Genomic DNA, 23,831 nt, shown 5'->3' on the forward strand with positions numbered 1-23,831 from the left:
TGCTGGCGACGTGGCGCCAGCAGGGACGCAATCCCTACGACGAACTCAAGCGAGTCTCCCGAGACAACGAAATGGTTTCACGGGCTCAGGCTGTGCCGGCGGTTGAATCCTCGGAGTAAACACGTACGTCGGGACGAACGCAACCACAGCGGACGGCAGCGGCGATCGTCGTCGCCCTCGTCTCGACGGTCGCGATAGCTGCAGCCCCGACGCCATCCGGACTCGACATCGCCGCCCAGTACGCGCTGGCGACGATGGCCTTCGCGGCGATTCTCTGGGTGACCGACGCGCTGCCGCTCCCGGTAACAGCGCTGCTGATACCGGTGTTGCTGACGGTGTTCGGTATCTACACCGAGATGGAGGCCGCGCTTTCGGGCTTTGCCGATCCGCTCATCTACCTGTTCGTGGCTGGATTCATGCTCGCGAAGGCGCTCCAGACCCACAACATCGACCGCCGAATCGCTCTGCACCTCATTGGCTGGATGGGGCGCTCACCGCGACTGCTCATTTTGGCGATCATGGTCGCGACGGCGTTTCTCTCGATGTGGGTGTCGAACACGGCGACGACGGCGATGATGACGCCCGTGGCACTCGGTGTGCTCGCCGAGGTCGTCGGCCGGGATGTCCCTGACGGCGAGGCATCGAACATGCGAATCGCGACCTTGCTCGGAACGGCCTATGCGGCAAGTGTCGGCGGGGTTGGCACCCTCATTGGCACGCCGCCCAACGTCGTCGCCGTAGCGTTTCTCGACAGGCTCATCGGCGTCGAGATCTCGTTCGTGCAGTGGCTGGCCATCGGGCTTCCAATCGTCGTCTTGACCCTGCCGCTGACGTGGTACGTCCTGACGTTCTGGTTGTATCCCCCGGAAGTTGAGGACGTGAGCGGCGCGAAAGCGCAGGCGAACGCGTACCTCGAAGAGGAGGGACCGCTCTCTGCGAGTGGTCGGCGCGCAGCGTACATCTTCGCTGCCACGGCAGGCCTGTGGATCCTCGGTGGGCTCGGGTTCCTGTTCGAGGGACTCCTCCCCGAAACGGTGTTTGTGACGCTGTTCGGCGGGACGGGCGAAACTGTGTTCGGTCTGACCGGCCACCGTGGCGTCCTGTACCTCGTGGTGGTCGGACTACTCGCTATTCCGGCGCTCGTCCTCTCCGGAGCCGACGACTGGGAGAATCTGGTCGACATCGACTGGGGGACCATCATCCTGTTCGGCGGCGGTATCTCGCTGGCGGACGCACTGGCCGAAACCGAGGCGACGACGTGGCTCGCACGCACTGTCTTCGACACGCTGATCGGTGCGCCGCTTTCCCTCGTCGTGCTCGCCGTCGTCGTCTTCACCGTGCTGGTGACGGAACTGTCTTCGAACACCGCGACGACGACCATACTCGCCCCGGTCCTCATCGGCCTCGGAAGCGTCCTCGCCGGAACCCTCGGCGTCGAACCGGTACAGGCAGCCGTCACGCTGACCGTTACCGGAGCCATCGCGGCGAGTTTCGCGTTCGCGCTCCCCGTCGCCACTCCACCGAACGCGATCGTCTTCGGCAGTGGCCACCTGAAGCAGCGGGACATGATACGGGCCGGCGTCGTGTTGAACGTCCTGATGACGCTCGTGTTGACGGCACTCGTCCTCGTTTCCTTCGCGGTCCTCTGGCCCCGCGTCCTCTGGTAGGCTGCCCCTCAGTACGGCTCGTTTCTGCGGGAGTAGTTGTAAGTATGCACACAGCTTCGGGGATGTATCCTTAACATTTAATAGGGTATGTCACAACGGGACGTACAGGCCGTGTATCATTGATACACGGGCGCAAAACGACCCATGACTGGAAAACAAGACCGACGCGCGTTTCTGAAGGTGGCAGGAAGCACAGGTGTCCTCGGACTGACCGGCCTCGCTGGCTGTTCGGGTGACGGTGGCGACGGCAGCAGCGGCGGCGACGGCGGTAGTGACGGCGGCAGCGACGGCGACGGCGGTAGTGACGGTGGGTCCACCGGTGAGAGCGGCAGTGGAACGAACGTCATCACCCTCGGCGGCTCGATGAGTCTCACCGGGGACAACGCCGACCTCGGGAAGCTGTACAAAGATGCCTACGAGCTGACGATCCAGCGCATCAACGAGTCCGGCGGCATCGAGGCCGGCGACGGCAACACCTACGAACTGGAGATGGTCCTCCGGGACGACAGCACTGACGCCTCACAGTCGAAGTCCATCTATCAGGAACTCATCGACCGCGAGGGCGTCGACTACCTGCTGGGTCCCTACTCCAGTACGGTGACCCTGCCCGCGAGCGCTGTCGCCGCACAGAACCAGAAGCCGATGGTCGAGGGCGGCGGCGCGAGCCCGGAGATTTTCGCGCAGGGCAACGAGTGGATTTTCGGCCTCCTGCCGACGGCGAACAAGTACGCGAAGAGCTACATCGACATGTGCCTCGCGCAGGACACGACGCCGGAGTCTATCGCCATCCTCGCGGAGGACGGGACGTTCAGCCAGTCGACCGCGGAAGGCGCACGCAACAAAATCGAGAGCACCGACCTCGAACTGGTCGTCGACCAGACGTTCCCCTCGGACACGTCCGACCTCTCGACCAACCTCGGCCGGGTTCGGGACAGCGGTGCCGACATTCTCCTGCTGTGTGCCCACCAGAAGCACAACATCATCCTCGCCAACCAGATGGAGAGCCAGGGCGTCAACGTCGACGCGGCGATGGGGACCGTCGGCAGCCTGAACGACTCGTTCAAGGACGAGGCCGGCGCGAACGCCAACTACATGTACGGACCGTCCTCCTGGGCCGTCAACGCGAACTTCGATGACCCGGTGTTCGGCAAGACCGGCGACTTCGTCTCCGCTATCGAGGAGAACTACGACTACACGCCGGACTACCACAGCGCGGCCGGTGAGGCAGTCATCCTCACCTATATGAACGCCTTCCAGAACGTCGACGAACTCAACCCGACCGCGGTCCGGGACCACATCCAACAGGCCGAGTTCTCCACTGTGTACGGCACCGTCGCCTTCGACGACAGCGGCGTCATCGACAAGAACATGCTGGTCTACCAGTGGCAGCCCGACCCCGGCCTCCAGATCGTCCATCCGAGTAACGTCGCCCAGTCGGACCCGATGTACCCGATGCCTGACTGGAGCGAGCGCTGAGAGCGATGGCTGCGACCCAATTCGTCGTCAACGGCCTGCTGGTCGGTGCGCTGTTCGCAGGCGTGGCGGTCGGATTCGCGCTCATCTGGGGCGTCGTCGACATCATCAACCTGGCCCACGGCGAGATGGTGATGCTCGGTGGATACACCTCCTACTGGGTGCTGACGCTGATATCCGGGAATGCGGAGGGGTCACCGCTCCTGTTTCTGGCGACGATTCCGGTCGCCATCGCCGTGCTGTTCGGCATCGGGTACGCGCTCCAGCGCACACTGGTTTCGCGAGTCATCGGGACCGACATCTTCCTCACGCTGCTGGTGACGTTCGGTGCGAGCATCGCCATTCAGCAGCTGGCAATACAGGCGTGGTCGGCGAACCCGCGGTCGATTCAGGTCAGCTTCGCGGACCCGTCGATGACTCTCGGTGGCATCGTCGTCCCGAAGATGAAACTCGTCGCCTTCGCCGGGGCGCTCGCCCTGACGGCACTCATGTACGTGTTCCTCCAGAAAACGCGGACTGGACGGGCGATACGGGCCGTCTCGCAGAACCCCGAGGCCGCGGCGCTCGTCGGCATCAACGTCGAGCATACCCGCGCGGTGACGTTCGGCGTCTCCTCGGCCATTGCCGGCGGTATCGGCGCGTTCATCGCCGTCATCCTGAACATCCAGCCACAGATGGGGCTCATCTACACGCTCAAGAGCTTCATCATCGTGGTCTTTGGGGGCGTCGGGAGCATCCCCGGCGCGCTCATCGGCGGCCTGTTGCTCGGCTCCGTCGAGGAACTGGTCGCCGGCTTCGTCTCCTCGCAGTGGACGCTCGCGGTGAGCTTCTCGCTGCTCATCGTCTTGCTCATCCTCAAACCGAAGGGCCTGTTCGGCCAGGAGGCTGAGCAATGAGCACGACCGACGAGGATTCGGGCGGCGTTCTCCGCTCGATTCTCCCGCCGGAACAGGTCGACCGGTTCCTCGGGACCTGTGACGACTACGGCTGGCCGCTTCTCGGTCTCGGTGCGCTGATCGCGGCCTCGTTCCCGGTTCTCGGATTGGAAGGAGGCTACTATATGACGGTGCTCACCGAGATGTTCCTGTTCGCTATCCTGGCGCTGTCCTGGGATATCGTCGGCGGACAGACAGGCTATCCCAGTTTCGGGAACATGGCCTTCTTCGGTATCGGTGCGTACGCGACAGCCATCCTGACGAAGGACTTCGCCGTCGCGTTCCCGGTCGCGTTCCTGCTGGCCGGCCTGCTTGCCGTGAGCTTCGCGGCCGTCATCGGTGTCGTCGTGCTCCGACTTCGGGGGCACTACTTCGCCATCGCGACGCTGGGCGTCCTGCTGGTCGCTCAGCAGGTCTCCCGCATCCTCGATATCACCGGCGGTGCCAGCGGGAAGATACTGCTGGAGACGCCGTCCGCCGAGACCTTCTACTACCTGTTCCTCGGCGTCCTCGTCGTCGAGATGGGGCTCGTCTACTACCTCTCCGGGACACGGTTTGGCTTCGTTCTGAACGCCATCCGCGACGACGAGGAGAAGGCCACGGCGATGGGGTTCAACACCACGTACTACAAGACGGCCGCGTGGATGCTGGCCGGCCTGTTCACGGGCTTTGCCGGGGCCGCGTACAGCCTGTTCAACACGTTCATCGACCCCCAGACGGCCTACAACGGGGCCTGGAACGTTGAGCTCATCGCCATGGCCCTGCTGGGCGGGTCCGGCACCGTCGCCGGCCCCGTCATCGGCGCGTTCGGACTCCACACGATTATCGAACTCGTGGAGACGTACGCTGTCGGGTGGCAGCTCGTCCTGCTGGGCGGGGCTGTCATCGTCACTGTCATCGGCTTCCCGAAGGGCGTCGTCGGAACGCTCAGCGAATACGCAAGCCAGATGGACTACTACAAACACGGCGGCATGGCCGCCACTGACGCTGACGACGGGTCGGAGGGAAGTACTGATGAGTAAAGCGGAGAGCGGACCGACGGCCGCTGCCGACAGTGACCGCGCTGTGCTTCGGACGGACGGCGTCACGAAGCGCTTCGGCGGCCTGACTGCCGTCGACGATGTGGACATCGAAATCCACAGCGGCGAAATCGTTGGCCTTATCGGGCCGAACGGTGCCGGCAAGTCCACGCTGTTCAACTGCATCACCGGAACGCTGACGCCCGACGAGGGCCGGGTCTACCTGCAGGGCGAGGACGTGACGGACTGGCCCGAACACAAAATCGCCCGGGCCGGTCTGGGCCGGATGTTCCAGGAGACCCGCATCTTCGGAGACATGAGCGTTCGTGAGAACCTACTGCTGGCGGCTCAGGAAGGCGGCGCTGACGTGTCGAGTCTCATGCGCCGTCCAGACCGTTCGCTGCTGTCCCGGACGGACGAACTACTGGACTACGTCGATCTCGGCGGGTTAGCGGAGACTCGCGCCGGGCGGATGAGCTTCGGCCAGCAGAAGCTGCTCGAGTTCGCGATGGAGCTGATGTCGGAACCCGAAATTCTGTTGATGGACGAGCCTGCCGGCGGCATCAACCCCTCGATGCTCGGGAACCTCATCGACTACATCCGCAACGCAAACGAGGAACACGAGTCGACAATCTTCCTCATCGAACACAACATGGACTTCGTCATGGACATCGCTGACCGCATCTACGTCCTGGCTCACGGCGAACGCATCGCCAACGGGACGCCCGAAGAGATACAGAACGACCAGCGCGTGCTCGACGCGTATCTCGGGAGGGAGTGAGTATGGCATCTACACCAGACGCTACGAGCGAGCCGACCGGGGACACGGTGCTCCGGATGGAGAACGTCACGGCCGGCTACGGCAACACCACCGTGTTGCACGACGTGAGCATCGCCGTCGAGGACGAACAGATCGCCTGTCTCATCGGCCCGAACGGCTCTGGGAAGTCCACGCTGATGAAAAGTATCTACGGCTTTGCGGACGTGCTGTCCGGGACAGTGTCGTTCCGCGGCCAAGAGATCACCGGCCGGTCGCCCCAGGCGAACCTCGCCAACGGGATGAGCTACGTCCTGCAGGACGCCAGCGTCTTCCCGGGCATGAGCGTCCACGAGAACATGCTGATGGGCGGCTACGTGTTCAACGACGACGACCGCGCCGCCGCCCGTGCCGAGGAACTGTACGAGGAGTTCCCGGTGCTTGCCGACCTCCGGAGCCAGTCGGCCGGCACGCTCTCCGGTGGCCAGCGTCGCCTGCTGGAACTGGCCCGCGCGCTGATGGTCGAGCCGGACGTGATGATGCTCGACGAACCGTCGATCGGGCTCGAGCCCCGATTCATCGACGACGTGTTCGAACGAATCGAGCAACTCAACGACCTCGGAACTACCATCCTGCTCGTCGAACAGAACGCCGAAAAGGGGCTCTCTATCGCCGACCGCGGCTTCGTACTGGCGAGCGGCGAGATCAAGTTCACTGGCACGGGGACCGAACTGCTTAACGATGAGGAAGTCGGACGCCTTTACCTAGGAGGCTGACAGATGTACACCATACTTGTTCCCGTCGACGCCGACGAAGACCGTGCTCGCGGACAGGCCGCCTTCGTCACGGAACTACCGTCCGCGGACACCCAGATCAAGGCCATCGTCACCCACGCACTGACCAAGGAGGAGGCGGAAGCGCCCGAGGAAATCCGCAACGTCGAGCGCATCTCCACCGTACGGCTCGTGCGTGAGTACCTCGAAGACCACGAGGTCGATGTCGAACTGGCTGAGGGGACGCAACCGCCCGCGGACGGCATCAGAGACCTGGCCGACGAGTTCGATGTCGACCAGATCGTCATGGGGTCGCGAAAGCGGTCGCCAACCGGAAAGGCGGTGTTCGGGAGCGTCTCACAGCAAGTCTTGCTTGAGGCGGACGACCCGGTCACCGTCGTCGGGTCCCGAGACGAGTGAGAACGTCCCCCTCAGTGGCCCCGATTCGCAATCCTTATTGCGGTTATGCGTCCAAAGAGTGATGTACGCGAGCGCCGCGCCGGTGTAGCTCAGACTGGCAGAGCGAATCCTTCGTAAGGATTAGGCCGAGGGTTCAAATCCCTCCACCGGCTTTCGATTTCTGACGCCTCTAAAGACATAGGCTGATCGGGAGCATTTCAAGCCGCGTGTCTGTTCCGGCCCAATTGCACCTCTGTGTGGAACGATAGTCTCGGAACTGGACCGGATGTCGGGTTTCCTACTGACAGACAGAGTAGTGGTCCGGAATAGGATTACGCGCCGCAGTACACGACGACTGGTCGGAGTATCCCATCAGTCAGCTATCGATATCGGTGACAGTCTGACTTCGGTATCAACGATTTCTGTATCCGGACTGCCGTTGTACTGGAATCTGACCGACCGTCGTTCGCCCCCTCGCATGATCGGAACGACTGCGATCCCTTCATCGAGTATACAGCGGCCCTCGCCGATGAACTCGGCGACGACCTCAGTGTAGACATCGTCACTGGTCTCGTTTTGTAGCTGTACCTCAAGAACCGTCTTGTCTGTGCAAGAGCGTCTGAGGTCCGTCCCCGGTACGCTAACGCTCGGAGTAGCTGTTGCGGTATGTTTTTGCTTTTCGGAATAGAGTTTTCTCCTCTGTTTCAACTCCGTGAAAATATCTATCCTATCGATTTCCTCCTCTGGTAGATACGTATACCTCCCGAGTCGCCGTACTACCTCGCCTTCTGAATCTTTTAGCAGTGGATTCCGAAGCAGCAAATCGTTTTGCTCTCGTTCCCCTGCATACTGTATGTCTCCCTGAATTTCCGCTCCAGAGGGTGTCTTGATCGCAGCAACGACCGGCGAGTTTGCTTCTTGATGGATGTAGTCCCACGTTTTTCGTCGCGTTCGAAATATACTCCTGCGTTGGTGGAAGCGTATATCATACAGGGTGCCAATGGCATATCCCACTGGGATTGCGGCAAGGGTCAACATCGATAACACCACGAGAGATTCTTGAAGTGTAAATCGGAGTTCCGGGAGTAGTATTATCTCCCGCCGAATTATCGATGTTACTGAGACATATAGCAGGTACCCGGCAAAGGCGAGCAGAGCGCTTCCAGTAAGACTGAAAGCTTGTTTTTCCGCCTCTGTGAACGTATCCGGAACTCTCGCCTGCCAGAGCAACACGTACGTCAACACATATCCGGGCAGAAGTATCGCCAGTAGAACGACGCTATCGGGAAGCGAGAGAAGCATCTAATCTCGAGTTCCGTGCTCATATTCCACTGGGTCACCGGATTTCCGAGTTGAGTGCTCGTACAGAGTAGCCACACCGGATTCTTCGGGATGCGCTTCGGCCCATTCGATGGCCGAGATAGCCACCTGAGCGATCTGATTGTCGCTGATTTCCGCTCCGATATCGTCATCGAGATCCTGCTTGATCTCCTCGATGATTTTTGCCATCGTTACCTCAGCTTTCGTGTCATCGTCGTTTTCAGCCATACTGAAAGTCATATTCCAACTGTCATAAACACACTCCCTGAACTATATATCTGTTCAGCTGTCACACTCCCAAAATTGGGTGGAGCGTTGCTCTGTCTCTGGTTCGTTCTCTGCTGGCGCTGTTGCTACTGTCAGCTGTAACTATTTCAAGATATTCGCCACCCCGAGGTGGCGACATTCTTCACAGACGTACAGCCGACAGTATGACCAACACAGGCACGGGAAATCGGGCTGGGCCGAATCAGAGTCGGAGAACGCGAAACACCGCTGACCGGCCTGTCGCGGCGAGACTGTTACCACGGTAGTCGGAAACGGCGTGTCGTCAAACGTTTCGATGGCCGATACAGCCGAGTTGGAGACCGTTTTCGCTTCGCCAACAGCGGACAGAACTATGGGTATAAAAACAACCCTCACCAGTGACGTGCAAATTCGACAGGCTGTAGGGCCGAATTACCTCTTGAGCACGATGGCGACACAGTATTTATTCGGATGGCTGTCGGACACGCAACGTCGTGCCGTCACGGGCGCACCGAGACACTCGCGGACACCAGCAGTTAGGAGGCTGTGAGTTCCGATGAATTTCAGAAACGCCTGGCACCGCGACAGCGACGAAGCGGTCCATTGTATCGCCTGCGGTGAAACGATCGCTCGGTCGGACGCCCGAGAATACGACAAGTACGGCGACCGCTGGAACCGTGATGACAAGTCCTTCGAGTATCTGTGCAAGCCCTGTTATCGAGAGTACTGTCACTTCGACCGAACTGGGCTGGAAGACCGGCTTGAGGCGGCCGGTGCCGGGACCGTGAGCCGGGACGCGTTTCTCAGGCGCTATCACGACCTGGTCGACGAAACGGAACAGACCCGCGCCGACGGTCGCTGAGCCGAACGGTGAGTGTCCCGTCCGGCGTTGAGATACCGTCTCGGAAACGGTTCAGGGCGTGATGACCGCGCGGCCGTCGATCTCCCGGTCTTCCAGCTTCTGTGCGACGGTGTTCACGTCGTCGAGGTCATACCGGGTCGTGTGGAGGGCGACCGCGCCGCGCTCGACGAGCGCGACCAGTTCCTGGAGTTCGGTGTACTGCCCGACGATGTTACCCTGATAGGCGAATTCGCCGTTGACGAGTGCCTGCGCGGGTTCGTGGATGTGGCCCCCGTAGCCGATGATATGGTGGTCGCCACCGGCGGCACAGATGTCGGGCGCGAGCGCCGTCGTCTCGTCGGCCCCGACGAAATCGAGCACCTGCGCAGCGCCGACGCCGTCGCTGATGGCCTCGACTTCGCTGGCTACGTCTTCGCTTTCGGGGTCGATGGTATAGTGTGCGCCGAGGTCGTCAGCGAGCTCACGAGCGGACTGTTTGATGTCGGCGGCGACGAGGTCGGCGGCACACATCGCATCGAGGCACTGGAGGCCGATGTGGCCGAGGCCGCCGATGCCGATGATGACCGCAGTATCACCGGGATTGAGCCCGTCGACGGCCTTCTTCGCCGCGTGGTAGGCCGTGATGCCGGCGTCGGCGTGTGGCGCGATGTCCGCCGGGTCGACGCCCTCGGGGAGCGGGATTACCGACCGGTCGCTAGTCAGTAACTGGTCGGCGAAGCCACCGTCCGTCGTCAGGCCGTTGAACGCGTCGTTCTCGCAGTACATCGTCTCGCCCTGTCGGCACGGGCGGCAGGTCCCACAGGTCTGGACCGGGTGGCAGATGACTTGGTCGCCCTCGGAGACGATAGCAACGTCGTCGCCCGTCTCGACGACCGTTCCGGCGTTCTCGTGGCCCAGTGTCATCGGGAGATCCTGCGGGACGTACTCCGCCCACATCCCCTCGATGATGTGATTGTCGGTCTGGCACCAGCCGGCTCCGTCGACCTCGACGATGACATCGTCCCCCGCGGTGACCTGTGGCGCGTCCACTTCGTCTATCGAGAGCCCCTCCGACATGTCGTGCGTGTATTCGTGGAGTCTGGCTGCGCGCATCGTTCTGTGTCCGGGCGAAACGGCAATAAACGTACAGTATAAAAAATCGAATACTTCAACCGCTGGTGTTCAGGTCCGCTGTCGTGGAGAGGGCGTCAGTCCCGACGAGCCAGCAGTGCGGCCCCGAGCAGCGCAACGACGGCGACGGGAATCCCCATACCGGGGCCGAAGGCCGACGACGGCGCGGGGCTGGTCGCGCGAATCGGTTCGTCGACCGGTTCGTCGGCCGCGTACTCCCACGAGGCGGTGTCGTTCTGGACGAGGTCCGCGTTCGAGGACGTGATGTCGGCGGGCATCGTCAGGCGGTACTCGACCGCAACGCCGTCGCCGAATGCCACGTCGGATTCCTGGTCGGCGGTGAGGAAGGTCCGGTCCTCGTACGTGACGTTACCGCCGCTGACGTTCGTCGACACGTCGCTGTCCGGCCCGGGGTTCCAGTTCGTGAACGTCAGGGAGAGCGTGACGTTCTCGCCTTCCAGGTTCTGGTCGTACGTGTGGTTCTCCATCCGGCTGGTGTTTACGTCGGCCAGGAGGTACCCCTCGATTGAGTCATAGCCCTCCTGCTGGGCCTGACTCTGGAGGCCGTCGTACACTGACGGGGACATCTCAAGCGTCAGGTCGTACTCCGAGACCGTGCCATCGGCAGTGACCGTCGAGTCGACGGTGGCTGTCACACAGCCCGACAGGACGACGAGGACGGCGAGACCGATTGCAGGGATCGCTTTTTGCATACGTGTTCGAATCGGATCAGGTGGGATAAGCCTTGTTACCGGCCCCGAAGCGGCTCATACTGCCGGCTTAACTATTTCAAGATGTTCGCCACCCCGAGGTAGCAACAGTCTTCACAGACGGACAGCCGACAGTATCAGTGTGTCAGGACCAGCAGTTGGTCGTCGGTCCGGACTAGACAGAAGGGCGAATCGGGATTTCCGAACGTGTTCGTCCGTTTCTCGCTGATAAAGAGCGTCTCGAACTCGTTGCCACAGGCCGGACAGCCAAACCCCGTCCGGTTCGATAGCGTCATCGTCCCGCGGTCGTCTTTCAGGAGCTTGAGCCCGTGTCGGTACTCGTGTACGTCGAAGCTCCCGCTGACATCTAACTCCTCCATGCGTGTGCAACGAGCGCCGGCCGTCTAAAACTCGTCGGCGATCTACACCAGGTTCGCGCCCATGTACAGGACGACGACGAGGAAGATCCAGACAACGTCGACGAAGTGCCAGTACATCGAGGCCGTCGAGACAGACGTGTGTCGTTCAGCCGAATACTGGCCGTAGTAGGAGCGGACGAAGACGATGCCCAGCAGGACAGCGCCCATCGTAACGTGCAGACCGTGAAGCCCGGTCAGGCCGTAGAAGGCGGAACCGTAGATGCCGCCGGTGATGGTAAAGCCCTCGTGGACGATGAACTCGTAGTATTCGTACACCTGGCCGCCGATGAAGACGATGCCAAGCAGTAGCGTCGCACCCAGTAGTTTCATGAACCGACCCCGGTTCCCGTTCCGGAGCGCGATGTGACTGAAGTGGAGTGTCACCGAGCTGGCGATCAGAAGCAGCGTGTTGATGATGACCAGCGAGCCGAACACGTGCGGAATCGACGCCTGTGTCCAGACCTCACCGCCGCGGACGATGAAGTAGTAGACGAAGCCAGCGCCGAAGGTAGCGAGTTCCGTCCCGAGGAACAACAGCATCGCGAACTTCAGCGTCTTATCGGAGTGATAGTCCGTGCCGCGCTCCCAGAAGTCCGAGACGAAGGCGTGGTAGAGCCAGCCGTAGAGACCGACGAGGAAGATGCCGACGCTGCCGGCCATCGCTCCTGCGCCGACCGTCTGGCTGACCAGTGCGTTCTCGCCCATCGAGAGCACGAACAGGGCCGCGCTGATGTAGATGCCCGAGCCACCGATCGCCGTCACGAACGGCCACCAGCTGGCCTCGCCGAACCCGTGGGGCCAGTCCTCCGTCGCCGGGAGGTGATGCTCCCCGTGCCCGTCGTCCGCGTGTTCATCGGAGACACTCATACTAGCCCTCTTACGAATGGAATACTAAAAGCCCATCCAATTCTCCGCGGCACTGGCCCGGTATCACACCGGGCGACCCGTGGACATCCCGGAAGCTACACGGGGGCGAAGGCCCAACTGCCGACGATGACATTTGGGAGGCGTCACAGGGCCGCGCTGGTGCTGTGTGGGCTGGGACTGCTGGCCGCAACGGGAACGGCGAGCGCCCACGGAGGGAGTCTCGCCGGTGGCGGTCGGGAGTCGCTGACGATCCCGACGTGGCTGTTCCTGAGCACCGGCGGGGCAGCCGTCGGCGCGTCGTTCCTGCTGGCCTCGTTCGTCACGGACCGGGCGCTCATCGAACGCATCCACGGCTGGGGGCGGCCGTTGTCGAGCGTCTCCGGACGCACCCTGGCGAGTGCCGGCCGACTCATCGGGCTCGTCGGACTCGTTGCGGTTCTCGTAATCGGCTTCGTCGGCCCGACGAACGCCCGGACAAACCTGGCGATACTGCTCGTCTGGGTCGGCTGGTGGGCCGGGCTGGCGATGACGACGTATCTCCTTGGCAACGCCTGGGCGACGCTCAATCCCCTGAAGACCCTCGCCGAACTCCTGCCGACGCTGGAGCGGCCCTATCCCGACCGCCTCGGGTCTTGGCCCGCCGTCGCCGGGCTGCTCGTGCTGGTGTGGCTTGAGGTCGTCAGTCCGCTCGCCGACCAGCCGCGACTGCTCGCGTCTGCCGTCGCCAGCTATTCCGTGGTGACGCTCGCGGGCGCGGTCGTGTTCGGCCCCGACGACTGGTTCACCCACGCCGACCCCGTAGAGGGGGTGTTCCGCTACTACGGCCGGTTCGCCCCCGTCGGCAGCGGCGAGGACGGGCTTCGGCTCCGACTCCCCGGCATGGACCTCTCGACGCCGCGGCTGGTCGACGGCCCTGACGAGGTTGCGTTCGTGGTCGCCCTGCTGTGGGTCACGACCTACGACGGGCTGGTCACGACACCGGCCTGGCGGGACCTGACGACGCCGATCGTCGAGGCCGGCGTCCCGCCCCATCTCCTGTACCCGGTGGCACTCGCCGTCGGCTTCGCCTGCTTCCTCGGGGTGTACCGGCTCGCGGTCCGCCTCTCCCGGGACATGTCGGAGACGTACCTCACCCCGGCAATCCTCGCCCAGCGGTTCGCACCGCCGCTTATCGCCATCGCTGTCGGCTACCACTTCGCACACTACCTCGGATACTTCCTCGTCCTCGCGCCGTCCCTGGCCGTCGCGCTCACATCGCCGTTTGCGAATCCGGCGACAGTGCCGACCGTCGAACTGCCGGAGTGGTTCGGCGCGATTGCGCTCACGTCGGTCATCGTCGGCCACCTGGTTGCTATCTGGGTGGCCCACGCCGCCGCCTACGACCTGTTCCCCGCACGCTTGCAGGCGATCCGGTCCCAGTACCCCTTCATCGCGGTCATGGTGTTCTACACGATGACGAGCCTCTGGGTCGTCTCCCAGCCGGAGGTGGCACTGCCACACTTATGACTGAAACAGTCGCAACCACGGACGAGCAGCCAGCATCGCCCAACGACACCGATAAGACCTACGACGTACCGGCTGACGCGGAGGCCTACGACTGTTCGTACTGTGGCCGGCCCTTCGCCCACGAGTCCTGGCTCGCGCTCCACCGCGGGCTGGACCATCCCAACGAACTCGACGACGCGGAAGTCGACGCCTTCCGGGAAGCCCATGACGGTGAGGAGGAGTCGCTTGCGACGTTCCGCCTCCAGGCGCTGGGCGCGCTCGTGCTCATCTACTTCGGCCTCCTGATGATCTACGCGCTCGTGTAGATGCTGTCACTCTCCTGCCCTCGCGCTGGTGCCCAGGCTGACACCGACAACAGGTGGGAAGCGAAGCGTTGATGGGTCGGAGGCGACCAAACAGTGGGTATGGACCTTCGCGTTATCGACAAATCCGACACGGAACTCTCTATCGAAATCGCCGGTGAGGACCACACCTTCATGAACGTCATTAAGGGGGCGCTGCTGGAGACCGAGGGCGTCACGGCGGCGACCTACGACGTGAACCCGGAGCAGTCCGGTGGTCAGACAGACCCGGTACTGACCATCAAAACCGAAGCGGGCGTCGACGCGCTCGAGGCCCTCGAAGACGGGACCGACGCCGTCATCGAGAAGGCGGACGACTTCACTGACGCGTTCGAAGCCGCCGCGTAACTTCTAACAGAGCACGTACGTGACGAACACGCGTTCGTCCGGACCGACATGGATATCGAGGCCGATCAGCCCCGCGTCTGATCGCTGGATCCTGTTGCCCCGCTCGATGTAGCTGTCAACGAGGGCAGTCGCCAGCGCCGTCTCGTTCTGGTACTGGTCGAGTGACTGTGGCGTTCGGTCGTAAGCCACCTCGTAGCTGACTACTGCCGGGCGGTCACAGGGGATCGGGAACCGGGAGACGCCCTCTCGCGTGGGTGGCTCCGCGTTGTTGTACCGCGTGTCGACGCGGCCCTTGTTGTAGTAGGCCGCGGCGTCGTCCAGGGTCGCGTTCCGCGAGACCGTTCCGCCGCCGACGCCCGAGCGCCGGACGTTATACACATCAATGTAGGTGTCCTCGGCCTCGGCGAGCGAGAGCGAGTTGAGCGTGTCACCGCTCCCGGCGGGAGACGCAATCGACGGCGGCCCGGCAGGGGTCTCGGCGGCAAAGCCCGGGAGCGTGATACCGCCCACAGCAGCGAGTACAATGAGCCCGAGCAACACCGCCACGGCGGCGTAGCCGATCACGTACTTCGTCTCGGCCACGTCCAGCCAGCCGGTCTGGATCTCGTCGAGCGGGTCGTCTTCGGGCGGCCCCGTCCGCCGCTCGAAGTTGCTGTCACCGCAGCGCTTGCACGGCGGGGAGTTCTTCTGGTGTTGGCGGCCGCAGTTCAGACAGACCCACCGGGGGCCGCCTTCGACGACCTCCTCGTTGACCTGCGTCACAGCTTCCTCGAAGGTGCCGTGGCCGCAGTTGTCACACGGCGGGTCGTCCTCCTCGTGGGGTTTGCCACACCATTCACACCGCCATTTCATTGGTGGCTCTCCGTGTTGGGCGAATAAAACAGGTCCGGTGCCGAATCGGAGTCGGCGGATTCGGCGCTTCTCGTAGGTCTGTACCACGCCACCGTCCCCTCGGTCGCTCGGTCACAGATCCACTCATCGGGGCAGACTCACACCTGCGTTACGTTCGACTGGTCGCCTTTCTGAGCGACGGGCGGTACGCGGCCCTGCCAGCGAGCGCCGGTAGCACACGGCCGGACGCAGAGTGAACCGAGCCACCTGTGGCTGCGGGAGAACTGCATCATACCGAGAGAATGAAAGGTGTGGGCATTCACTATTGCTATCCTAAATCGGGGGTCTTACAGCCGAACGGGGATCCCCTTGCTGTCCAGATACTCCTTGGTCTCGGCGATGGAGTACTCGCCGAAGTGGAAGATCGAGGCCGCGAGGCCGGCGTCCGCACCGGCGTCGACGAACACTTCCTCCATGTCTTCTGGTCCGCCACAGCCCGAGGAGGCGATGACCGGCGTCGAGACGGTGTCACAGACGGCCTGCATCAGTGGGATATCGTAGCCGTCCTTGGTCCCGTCGGCGTCGATAGAGTTGACGAACAGCTCGCCCGCGCCCCGTTCCTCCGCCTCGGTGGCCCACTCGACGACATCCAGCCCGGTCCCCTCGCGGCCGCCCTTAACGGTGCATTCGAACCAGCAGGACTCGCCGTCGACCTCGGTGTAGTACTCGCCCGCCTCGTCGAAGCGCCGGCGGGCGTCGACGGAGATGACGATACACTGGCTGCCAAAGGCCGCCGCACCCTCGTTGATGAGGTCCGGCTCAGCGATAGCGCCGGAGTTGATCGAGACCTTGTCCGCGCCCGCCCGGAGCGTCTCCTTGATATCCGCGCGGGTCCGGATGCCGCCGCCGACGGTCAGCGGGATGAATACCTCGTCGGCGACCGCCGAGACCGTATCGAGCATCGTCTCGCGGCCCTCGGCGGAGGCCGTGATATCGAGGAAGACGAACTCGTCGGCCCCGGACTCGTTGTAGGCCTTGGCCATCTCCACCGGGTCGCCGGTGTACTCCAGGTCCTCGAAGTTGACTCCCGTATACACCGCCGCATCTCCGTTCTCGTCTACGTCCACGTCGATACAGGGGATAATCCGTTTCGTGAGCGTCATCAGATACCTGTGGGTTCGCAACAGCGCCGTTTGACCGTTTCGACTGGTGCAAGTGCCCGGGCGCTGATCGGCCGGCTGAAATCCGACAGCTACACGTAGCCCGCCCCAGAACCATCGCTCATGGCAGACGACCACCACGAGGCGGACCGACCGGACTACGACCCCGAACACGTCGACCTCCCCGCAGGAGAACCGCCGCTTCGGTCGACGGCTCCCCAGAGCGACTTCACGATGTCGCAGGTCGGCACGGGGCTGGGCATGTTGCTGGTCGGACTGGTGCTTACGTTCGGCATCGCGCTGGCGCTGGCCTGACTCTCGGGTCGCTTTTTTCGCCGCGGAGTCGGACAGTCCTAAAACCGCTCGTCGTCAGGCTAGCTCGTCCGCAATAACAGAGCGCAGGTCGCCGATGTCCGCGGCGTCGTACTGCAACGTCTCGTCGTTGACGGTGATATCGAGCCGGTTCGAGCCGTTTGCCTCGCCCAGTTCCGTCACCGGGGCGACGCCGTCGAAGGCCTCCCGGACAGCCGCCGGGTCGGTCGTCTCGAACACGACGCGGCCGGGCCGCTCGTTGAACAGCAGTCGCTTCCGGGTGCCCCGTTCGACCGTCTCGATGTCGACCGACGCGCCGGCGTCTTCATGCACCATCTCGGCCAGCGTCACCGCGAGGCCGCCGTGGCTCACGTCGTGGCTCGCCAGCACGTGGTCGGCATCGGCGACTTCGGCAACGGTCTCGATGAGCCCCGTCGAGTCTGCCGGGAGTTCGGGGAACCGGTCGGTGCCACCGAACTGCGCGGTGTACTCGGAGCCGCCGAGTCGTGGGTCGGCCTCGCCCTCCAGCGCGGTGTCGCCGACGACGACGAGCGTCCCCTCGCCGGACAGCGACAGCGGCGGGGCGTCGTAGCCCTCCTTGACCCCGACCAGTGCGAGCGTCGGCGTCGGCGGAATCGGGCCGGTCTGTGAGTCGTTGTACAGCGAGACGTTGCCGCCGACGACGGGCACGTCGAGGTCGCTGCACATGTCCGCCAGCCCGTCGACGATGCCCTTGAAGCCGCCATACACGTCGGGCTTCTCGGGGTTGCCGCCGTTCAGACAGTCCACAGCCGCGTGGGGCGTTGCGCCCTTGGCGGCGACGTTGGTGGCGTTTTCCAGCGCGACTGCGCGCGCGCCCTCGTACGGCGCGGCGTCGGTCCAGTTGGGGTCCGCACCGGCGGAGAACGCCAGCCCGGTCCCGGCCTCACGGACCGCAAGCAGTGCAGCGTCGTCGCCAGGCAGGACGCTCGTGCGGACCTGCACCTCGTGGTCGTACTGGCGGTACACCCACCGCTTCGAAGCGCAGTTCGGGCTGCCGACGATTCGCTCGAACGCCTCGTCCAGCGACACCGTCGGCAGGTCCCGTTCCTGTTCCGGCGGTGCGTCGCTCGGGAGGTCGTTCATCGGCGCGCCGTCGCCGAGGAACGCCGCGTCCACGTCAACGACCGTCTCGTCCTCGAACGTGCAGACGTAGTTCGTACCCGGGTCGGTGAGTTCCCCGATGACCGAACAGCCCAGGTCGAACCGCTCGGCGAGTTCGGCCACGCGGTCGACGTTTTCGGGCGTGACTTCGTACACCATCCGCTCCTGGCTCTCGGCCAGCAGGTACTCCATGGCGTTCATGTTGGGCTCGCGCTCGTGGACGCGGTCGAGTTCGATGCGCGCGCCGAGGCCGCCCTTCGCGACCAGTTCGGAGGATGCACCGCCCAGACCCGCCGCGCCGAGGTCACGAGCCGACTCGACGAGGTCCTCGTCCAGTAGCGCCTCGTTGCACTCGATGAGGAGCTTCTCGGAGTACGGGTCGCCGACCTGAACGGCCGGCCGGTCCTCCGTTTCGGCGTCCTCCGCGAGGTCCTCGCTGGCGAAGGACGCGCCACCGAGGCCGTCCCGCCCCGTGGCGTTGCCGACGAGGACGAGCTTGTTGCCGGGCTGCTGGGCCTCGGCGGTGATGGTCCGCTCGGGCTCCAGCAGGCCGATACAGGAGACGTTCACGAGCGGATTGCCCTCGTAGTCGTCGTGGAAAGCGACGCTGCCGGCGACGGTCGGGACGCCGATGCAGTTCCCGTAGTGGGAGATGCCTTCGACGACGCCCTCGAAGAGATAGCGGGAGTGTTCCCGGTCGAAGTCACCGAAGTACAGACAGTCGGCCAGTGCGATGGGATAGGCCCCCATCGACAGCGTGTCGCGGACGATACCGCCCACGCCTGTCGCCGCCCCGTCGAACGGGTCGACGTAGGACGGGTGGTTGTGGGACTCGACGCCCATCGTGATGTACATCTCTTCGCCGTCACCGTGGGTCGGCAGGGAGACGACGGCCGCGTCGTCGCCGGGACCGATGACGACCTGGTCGCCCTCGGAGTCGAACGCCGACAGCAGGGGGCGAGAGGAGCGATACGCGCAGTGTTCGCTCCAGAGGTTCTCGAAGAGAGCGGCCTCCGCCCGTGTCGGCTCCCGACCGATCTCCTCGACCACGAGTTCGTGGTCCGCGTCGGACAGGCTCATTACCTCCTCGTGGCCGCCCGCCGGATAAGTCCCTTTCCATGCACCCGCGCTGGTAACGAACTTGACAGCGAGATATTCGAGTGCGTAGACGACCACCGGTAGTACCTAGCCTGTCATTCCGGCTGTCTCGATTTCAAACTTGAATTTGACTACGGGAGATGGATAAGCACAGCGAATGATCAGAAATATGCTTTTCATGCCCGCTAAAGTTGGAATGAGCGGTTTTGAGAGACAGATCCGAACCTAGTCTGGTATCAGAGTTTACCATGAGTATCAAACCATATAATAAGACATCGGGATATATGTGGCCGCCGTACATATCGTGTGTCAATGGCTACTGCCGACACCGACTGGCTGACGCTGGAGGGGAGTTCCTTCTCCGGCCGGTCTTTCTCCAGCGTGTGGGCAGTGGCGCTGGCGACGTACGGCGTGGGCGATGTCGTGACCACAATCGCAATCGTCTACTTCGTCCCGGCGTTCACCGAGGCAAACCCGGCGATCAGGTGGGCGATCCAGTCCTTCGGCGGCGGCGGCTTTCTTGGACTCAAACTGCTCGTTATCTACTGCTGTCTCGGCGTGAGCATCTGGGGTGGCGTACTCGACGAGGATCCGCTGCTGTACTACGGGCCGCCGGCGCTCCTGACAGTGATGGGCCTCGGCGTAACCGGGTTCAATCTCAATCTGCTGTTCTCCTAAACCGTCTCAGGAACGCAGCGCTTGCAGGACGAAGGGGACAGTGAGTTCGACGCGGTCGCTCTGGACCTCGTTGCCGGTCGACATGGGCAGTGTTACTTCGATTTCCACCGTGGCTTGATCCCCGCCGCCGACTGCTCGCGTCCCCTGTTCGGAAGCCCCATCGAGCGAAGATAGCGTGACACTCGATGTGGCCGAACCGGCCAGATACTCCGTGGTCCCGTTCGCATAGGTAATCCACAGTTTGACCGCAAGATGGTCGGACAGTTCGCCGGTCGCCGCTGTGTCACCCAGCGCCCGTTCGGGCTCCCGAAGCCCGTTCTCGTCGTCGGTCACGTTTACGTCGGCAACGCCGAGCGTCCCCGCGTCCGAGCCGCTGTTCCGGACGACAACCGAGCCAGATTCCGTTTCGCCGGGCGCGAGTTCCCCGACCTCCAATAGCACTGCGGAACCCTGTGTCTCCAGCGACAGATTGCCGGCCGTTCCGCTGTCGTCCCCACCGCCACCAGCAGCCCCTCCACCGCCACCAGCGGACCCCCCGTTGCTATCGGAAGAGCCGCCGCCGACGCCGCCAGAGGGCTCGTCTGTTGTCTCGCCGGTTGCGCTGTCGTCGGGTAAGCTGTCAGTCAGGGCCGGTGTCGAAGTCGGGGTCGGCGTTTCATTGACAAGGTCGCTTGGCGGCGGTGACCCACTGCCGCCGCTCTCGGTCGATGTCTCGGGTTGGGACGGTTCAGTCTCCGCAGGCGTCGGTGTCGGCGTCGGCTCCGCCGGCACCGGTGTCAGCTCGATATCGGGCCGTCCAGGTGCCGGGTCGTCGTCGCTGGTAAGGCCGATCGTCCCCACGCCAGCCCCGATTATGACGAATAGGATGAGAAGGAGCAGTCCGATGAATCGCTTGTTGTAGTTTCCGTCTTCGTCCCGAAAGATGCTGTATCCCATCTCAGGTCACCCCAGCGTTCCTCGGAGCCGGCTTTCCACTGTTCATTGCTCTCCGTCTCCCGTTCCCGAGAGCAGGTCCCGGATTTCGAGAATCACCAGCAGTAGTGCTGGAACAACAACGAGCGCTAGCAGTCCCAAACGGGTCTGTGAGAACGTGATGACGTGCCCGATGTAGGGCACGCTGAACGCGACGACGCCGACGACTGCCGTTGCGCGAACAGGCTCTGGATCCGGGTCCTCGTTTGCGTCGCCTTTCGTCCTGAACTGCCGCTGACCGTCCGCCTCGATAACATCGACGACCCGGTGAGTGACCCGCGAAGTCGTGCCGCCGGGCGAGCGGTCGTAGGTGATAACGTCACCCTCGGAGATCTCGGCCGACGGGACGCTGTTCACAAACACGACCGACCCGGCCTCGATAGCAGGCGACATACTCGACGAGAGGACGACGTAGCTTTCGTCCGCGCCGACTGCTTGTGGCACTGCCGCGGCAACGAACACCCCGACGACGATAAGCAAGATTCCCAAACCGACCCAGTTGGCGACCCGCCGCCAGTCGGTACCGCCTTCGGTGTTACTGGGAGTCATTCTGATTTAAATGGAACGTGACGGTGATTTCGACCCCGTCGCCCTGGAAGCTGTTTCCGACGCTCTCGGCGAGTTCCAGCCCGATGGTGAATTTCTTGCCACTATTTCCCGGGTCATCGAGGTTTACGAGGTCGTTCTGTGTTGTCTCATCGGAGCCATGGGCGTTGTCAGCCAAGTCTACGAGCGTCGGGGACGGATTGTCTGTCGTGATCTGGCCGGTGTGGTCCGTATCGTCGTACGTCAGCGTTTTGACAGCGAGGTTCTCGGCCACCGCAGATGCGCTCTCGTCCGTGTCGTTCTGTGAGCTGTCCCTCTCCGCGTAGTCGAAATCCACATCCAGTGACCCGGAGATTGTGCCGGAGTTGACGAGCGTCACGGTGTCTGTCGTGGTTTCTCCCGGAGGAAGCGCTGTACTGAAACTGAACGACGCACTCTCGGTGAATCCGAGGTTCAGCGTCCCGGCCGAAATCTGGTTACCAGTACTGCTTTCGCTGTCGCTGAAATACGCCATGGTTCCCGCTCCTGTGGCGGCGCTGCCGGCACCAACGGTAATGAGGCCGCCGAGCAGTTGTCTACGTGTGATTCCAGTACGCTGATTCACGGATGATATTTGCGCTTCACTGACTCCAAGTCCCCATTTATTGCCCTATATCAGGCAAATCAGATCAACTACTTATCCTCAAGGGAGGTTGTCATTAGTATCTCTATTGGTATTTATTGGAAGCTTGGAGCCTGACTCGACTCCCCATTCTGTTGGACACCGAACGCTACTTGAACGTCAACGCTATCTGCCTGTCCAGCATTTCCGAGGTCCGTATCGAGGGTTCCACTGATTTGGACTCGCACCGTGTCCCCATTCTGAAGTGTCGCATAATCGGTCTCTCCACTCAGACCATCGGAAACTATATCGTTTAGATCCACACCGGACACATCGTAATTACCGTCGTCGTCAACATCTCCCGAGCTAACATCGAGATCTGTATTGATATCGGTTTCGGCTAGTGAGTCTGAACCGAGTAAATCATCTTTTGGACCGTCATCTTCTGGATTGATTTGCACATATGCCTCACCATCGTTCCCATCAATTTTGAATGCAGACGCGAACTGTGCCGCGGAGAGGTCGGTAGTGTTATCACCGGTTTCTGTATTCACAGTAGGATCTGTTAGCTGAGCGTTGAGGTTTAGATCGACGTCATCAATAGATCCATTGTATGTTGTTTCGATCTGGATGGTAAAGTTGTCACCCGGCGCGAGATCGGTCCCAAGTGACTGGCTACCGCTGGTCTCTGGAGAACCAAGGTCAACCGTCCCGGCTTGGATCGTGTTACCCGTGCTTGTTTCTTCATCACTGAAGTACGCGAACGTCCCGGCACCTGCCGCTGCACTTGCCGCACCAACCGTAGCGATTCCACCCAATACTCTGCGTCGCGTCAACTCAATACTTTTGTCTGACATGTATCTCACTGTGGAGGTGTGAGGCTCCACCAGCCCACCAAGCCCGAATCCCCACATCCGGTAAGCTTGGTCTACCATTATTTGACAAGGTGATTGTATAAGTGTTTCCACTTTCTCAGCCGTTAAAACCGCCGTTATAGCGCGGTAACGATAGCAACAACACCACGGAAGATCATTTAGATCTCAGATAGTAATAGCTCCTTACCAACCGCGTTGACGGCCTCTACAGATTTTAGCGGTGGATTCGGGCCGATACAATCACAGTCCTGTCAGAACGGGACACTATCATCGGACGCCCCGTCCTCGTCGTCCGTCTGGAGTTCACCAGTTTGTCGGAACTGCGTTTCGAGGCGCTGAAGCTTGTCGTTGATCCGCGTGCTCTGGTGGTGCATCGGATCGACGCGGACGCGGACGACATCGTACTCGTGGCGGTCCGTCAGCCCGTTCCAGGCGCGGAACGCGCCGACGGTCAAGGTATCGCTCTGCGGGCAGAACTCCGTTGTCGGCGTGAATTCGGCCCGCAACACGCTGCTGTCGTCGGGCTCACGAGCGTAGCGGAACCCGGCGTCCGGGTGCCGGTGATCGAGGTTCAGCCGCGCGAGGTTGTAGCCGAAGGTCATATCGTACACGCCGCGCTCGTCGAACAGATCCATCGTAAGCCGGTGGAAGGCCGCGTGGTCGGCCCCAGTCAGTACCGATGCGTCCGACAGGAACGGTCCTGGATCCGGGGTGTGTTCGGGAACGAACGTCCCGTAGCTATCGAACCCGACATCTGAACCGCCGCGGAGGCCGGAGAGAAGGCTCATACCCAAACGTATCGCGGCTACGTATCAGGGCCTATCCCCGAACATATTCGGGAGAACCCCCTCACCGGCCTGCAT

The 23,831-nt window shown here is 62.5% G+C and carries 27 protein-coding genes and 1 tRNA gene; 14 read left to right on the forward strand and 14 right to left on the reverse strand.

The window, feature by feature from the left end; translation table 11 throughout:
* The first annotated feature begins 164 nt into the window (after window positions 1-164).
* The 8 genes from NDI54_RS17455 to NDI54_RS17490 all read left to right on the forward strand — a co-directional run bounded on the left by NDI54_RS17455 (window position 165) and on the right by NDI54_RS17490 (window position 7,196).
* Window positions 165-1,667: an SLC13 family permease gene (locus NDI54_RS17455; RefSeq protein WP_310897821.1), complete on the forward strand. Its 1,503-nt coding sequence runs from the start codon at window positions 165-167 to the stop codon at window positions 1,665-1,667.
* 144 nt (window positions 1,668-1,811) lie between these two features.
* A complete protein-coding gene (locus tag NDI54_RS17460) occupies window positions 1,812-3,143 on the forward strand; it encodes an amino acid ABC transporter substrate-binding protein (protein ID WP_310897723.1) in 1,332 nt (443 codons plus the stop codon).
* A gap of 5 nt (window positions 3,144-3,148) precedes the next feature.
* Window positions 3,149-4,036, forward strand: coding sequence for a branched-chain amino acid ABC transporter permease (locus NDI54_RS17465; protein WP_310897724.1), 888 nt, complete (start codon window positions 3,149-3,151; stop codon window positions 4,034-4,036).
* On the forward strand, window positions 4,033-5,097 hold the full coding sequence (locus tag NDI54_RS17470; protein WP_310897725.1) for a branched-chain amino acid ABC transporter permease: 1,065 nt from the start codon (window positions 4,033-4,035) through the stop codon (window positions 5,095-5,097). The genes NDI54_RS17465 and NDI54_RS17470 overlap by 4 nt, the downstream gene beginning before the upstream one ends.
* Window positions 5,090-5,875, forward strand: a complete 786-nt coding sequence (locus tag NDI54_RS17475) for an ABC transporter ATP-binding protein (protein ID WP_310897726.1) — start codon at window positions 5,090-5,092, stop codon at window positions 5,873-5,875. Before NDI54_RS17470 ends, NDI54_RS17475 begins: the two co-directional genes overlap by 8 nt.
* Window positions 5,876-5,877: 2 nt before the next feature.
* Window positions 5,878-6,627, forward strand: a complete 750-nt coding sequence (locus tag NDI54_RS17480; RefSeq protein ID WP_310897727.1) for an ABC transporter ATP-binding protein — start codon at window positions 5,878-5,880, stop codon at window positions 6,625-6,627.
* 3 nt (window positions 6,628-6,630) lie between these two features.
* Window positions 6,631-7,044 carry a universal stress protein gene (locus NDI54_RS17485; RefSeq protein ID WP_310897728.1) on the forward strand — a complete coding sequence of 138 codons (414 nt, stop codon included), beginning with the start codon at window positions 6,631-6,633 and terminating at the stop codon, window positions 7,042-7,044.
* A gap of 78 nt (window positions 7,045-7,122) precedes the next feature.
* Window positions 7,123-7,196 (forward strand) — tRNA-Thr (locus NDI54_RS17490).
* Between the two features lie 199 nt (window positions 7,197-7,395).
* Here the strand turns inward: NDI54_RS17490 and NDI54_RS17495 are convergent.
* Entirely contained in the window at window positions 7,396-8,325 is a 930-nt protein-coding gene (locus NDI54_RS17495; RefSeq protein WP_310897729.1) for a DUF6338 family protein, read from the reverse strand.
* Window positions 8,326-8,571, reverse strand: a complete 246-nt coding sequence (locus NDI54_RS17500; protein WP_310897730.1) for a hypothetical protein — start codon at window positions 8,569-8,571, stop codon at window positions 8,326-8,328.
* A gap of 574 nt (window positions 8,572-9,145) precedes the next feature.
* Here NDI54_RS17500 and NDI54_RS17505 point away from each other — a divergent pair.
* Window positions 9,146-9,451, forward strand: a complete 306-nt coding sequence (locus NDI54_RS17505) for a DUF7562 family protein (protein WP_310897731.1) — start codon at window positions 9,146-9,148, stop codon at window positions 9,449-9,451.
* A 51-nt stretch (window positions 9,452-9,502) separates the two neighbouring features.
* Here NDI54_RS17505 and NDI54_RS17510 read toward each other — a convergent pair whose 3' ends face one another.
* From NDI54_RS17510 to NDI54_RS17525, 4 genes are all read right to left on the reverse strand, one after another.
* A complete protein-coding gene (locus NDI54_RS17510) occupies window positions 9,503-10,543 on the reverse strand; it encodes an NAD(P)-dependent alcohol dehydrogenase (RefSeq protein WP_310897732.1) in 1,041 nt (346 codons plus the stop codon).
* Window positions 10,544-10,638: 95 nt separating this feature from the next.
* Window positions 10,639-11,274 carry a PGF-CTERM sorting domain-containing protein gene (locus NDI54_RS17515; RefSeq protein ID WP_310897733.1) on the reverse strand — a complete coding sequence of 212 codons (636 nt, stop codon included), beginning with the start codon at window positions 11,272-11,274 and terminating at the stop codon, window positions 10,639-10,641.
* Window positions 11,275-11,408: 134 nt separating this feature from the next.
* On the reverse strand, window positions 11,409-11,651 hold the full coding sequence (locus tag NDI54_RS17520) for a DUF7385 family protein (RefSeq protein ID WP_310897734.1): 243 nt from the start codon (window positions 11,649-11,651) through the stop codon (window positions 11,409-11,411).
* 42 nt (window positions 11,652-11,693) lie between these two features.
* Window positions 11,694-12,557 (reverse strand): cytochrome c oxidase subunit 3, encoded by an 864-nt coding sequence (locus NDI54_RS17525; RefSeq protein WP_310897735.1) that lies wholly within the window; start codon window positions 12,555-12,557, stop codon window positions 11,694-11,696.
* 159 nt (window positions 12,558-12,716) lie between these two features.
* Between NDI54_RS17525 and NDI54_RS17530 the strand changes: the two genes are divergently transcribed.
* The 3 genes from NDI54_RS17530 (at window position 12,717) to NDI54_RS17540 (ending at window position 14,752) form a co-directional block, all read left to right on the forward strand.
* Window positions 12,717-14,063 carry a hypothetical protein gene (locus tag NDI54_RS17530; RefSeq protein WP_310897822.1) on the forward strand — a complete coding sequence of 449 codons (1,347 nt, stop codon included), beginning with the start codon at window positions 12,717-12,719 and terminating at the stop codon, window positions 14,061-14,063.
* Window positions 14,060-14,368, forward strand: coding sequence for a DUF7410 domain-containing protein (locus tag NDI54_RS17535; protein ID WP_310897736.1), 309 nt, complete (start codon window positions 14,060-14,062; stop codon window positions 14,366-14,368). Before NDI54_RS17530 ends, NDI54_RS17535 begins: the two co-directional genes overlap by 4 nt.
* Before the next feature lie 99 nt (window positions 14,369-14,467).
* On the forward strand, window positions 14,468-14,752 hold the full coding sequence (locus tag NDI54_RS17540) for a DNA-directed RNA polymerase subunit L (RefSeq protein ID WP_310897737.1): 285 nt from the start codon (window positions 14,468-14,470) through the stop codon (window positions 14,750-14,752).
* A 3-nt stretch (window positions 14,753-14,755) separates the two neighbouring features.
* On the opposite strand, the gene NDI54_RS17545 is transcribed toward NDI54_RS17540, so the two are convergent.
* Together NDI54_RS17545 and hisF are read right to left on the reverse strand one after the other, a co-directional pair.
* Window positions 14,756-15,604, reverse strand: coding sequence for a hypothetical protein (locus NDI54_RS17545; protein WP_310897738.1), 849 nt, complete (start codon window positions 15,602-15,604; stop codon window positions 14,756-14,758).
* A gap of 326 nt (window positions 15,605-15,930) precedes the next feature.
* Entirely contained in the window at window positions 15,931-16,746 is an 816-nt protein-coding gene (gene hisF, locus NDI54_RS17550) for an imidazole glycerol phosphate synthase subunit HisF (protein WP_310897739.1), read from the reverse strand.
* A 120-nt stretch (window positions 16,747-16,866) separates the two neighbouring features.
* On the opposite strand from hisF, the gene NDI54_RS17555 reads away from it, so the two are divergent.
* Window positions 16,867-17,058: a DUF7550 family protein gene (locus NDI54_RS17555; RefSeq protein WP_310897740.1), complete on the forward strand. Its 192-nt coding sequence runs from the start codon at window positions 16,867-16,869 to the stop codon at window positions 17,056-17,058.
* 54 nt (window positions 17,059-17,112) lie between these two features.
* Here the strand turns inward: NDI54_RS17555 and purL are convergent, their stop codons facing one another.
* Window positions 17,113-19,278 (reverse strand): phosphoribosylformylglycinamidine synthase subunit PurL, encoded by a 2,166-nt coding sequence (gene purL / locus NDI54_RS17560; RefSeq protein WP_310897741.1) that lies wholly within the window; start codon window positions 19,276-19,278, stop codon window positions 17,113-17,115.
* A 330-nt stretch (window positions 19,279-19,608) separates the two neighbouring features.
* Here purL and NDI54_RS17565 point away from each other — a divergent pair, with 330 nt between their 5' ends.
* Window positions 19,609-19,974 carry a hypothetical protein gene (locus tag NDI54_RS17565; protein WP_310897742.1) on the forward strand — a complete coding sequence of 122 codons (366 nt, stop codon included), beginning with the start codon at window positions 19,609-19,611 and terminating at the stop codon, window positions 19,972-19,974.
* A 6-nt stretch (window positions 19,975-19,980) separates the two neighbouring features.
* Here the strand turns inward: NDI54_RS17565 and NDI54_RS17570 are convergent, their stop codons facing one another.
* From NDI54_RS17570 to NDI54_RS17590, 5 genes are all read right to left on the reverse strand, one after another.
* A complete protein-coding gene (locus tag NDI54_RS17570; protein ID WP_310897743.1) occupies window positions 19,981-20,910 on the reverse strand; it encodes a hypothetical protein in 930 nt (309 codons plus the stop codon).
* Between the two features lie 42 nt (window positions 20,911-20,952).
* A complete protein-coding gene (locus NDI54_RS17575) occupies window positions 20,953-21,495 on the reverse strand; it encodes a signal peptidase I (protein ID WP_310897744.1) in 543 nt (180 codons plus the stop codon).
* Window positions 21,482-22,096 (reverse strand): TasA family protein, encoded by a 615-nt coding sequence (locus NDI54_RS17580; RefSeq protein WP_310897745.1) that lies wholly within the window; start codon window positions 22,094-22,096, stop codon window positions 21,482-21,484. Before NDI54_RS17580 ends, NDI54_RS17575 begins: the two co-directional genes overlap by 14 nt.
* 113 nt (window positions 22,097-22,209) lie before the next feature.
* Window positions 22,210-23,028: a TasA family protein gene (locus tag NDI54_RS17585; protein WP_310897746.1), complete on the reverse strand. Its 819-nt coding sequence runs from the start codon at window positions 23,026-23,028 to the stop codon at window positions 22,210-22,212.
* A 191-nt stretch (window positions 23,029-23,219) separates the two neighbouring features.
* A complete protein-coding gene (locus NDI54_RS17590; RefSeq protein WP_310897747.1) occupies window positions 23,220-23,756 on the reverse strand; it encodes a hypothetical protein in 537 nt (178 codons plus the stop codon).
* Window positions 23,757-23,831 lie beyond the last annotated feature (75 nt).

This window comes from Haloarcula terrestris (genome assembly GCF_031624315.1).
In the GTDB taxonomy this organism is placed as follows: Archaea; Halobacteriota; Halobacteria; order Halobacteriales; family Haloarculaceae; genus Haloarcula; species Haloarcula terrestris.